Origin of the sequence: Halomonas sp. ND22Bw (assembly GCF_003011945.1) — a bacterium.
In the GTDB taxonomy this organism is placed as follows: domain Bacteria; phylum Pseudomonadota; class Gammaproteobacteria; order Pseudomonadales; family Halomonadaceae; genus Halomonas; species Halomonas halophila.
Genome location: NZ_PXWD01001062.1, coordinates 1 through 264, shown reverse-complemented (window position 1 = coordinate 264; position 264 = coordinate 1). Strand labels below are relative to the sequence as shown.

1 protein-coding gene is annotated in these 264 nt (G+C 60.6%); it reads left to right on the top strand.

The window, feature by feature from the left end:
* Positions 1–264, top strand: a 264-nt coding sequence (locus CVH10_RS26125) for a hypothetical protein (protein WP_181244637.1), incomplete at both ends; no start/stop codon positions are given.

Here is a 264-nt window from a genome sequence, read left to right as displayed (position 1 = left end):
GGAGATGCCCAAGCCGGAAGAGCCCAAAATCTGCAAGATCGAGGCTCTCAAGGAGAACCTGAGCGGGGACGTCGAGTACCGCAGTGAAGGCCTGTTCCGGATCAAGCTCCGCAATACCGGCAACGGAACGTGCGCGAACGTTCGCCTCGAGGACGACCTCGACGACACGTTCAAGTTCCTGCGCCAGGAGTCCATCGGACTGACTTACCTCTCGAACTTCCCCGAGCTCACTCCCGGCCCCAAGCTGGAGTGGAAGGGGAGCAT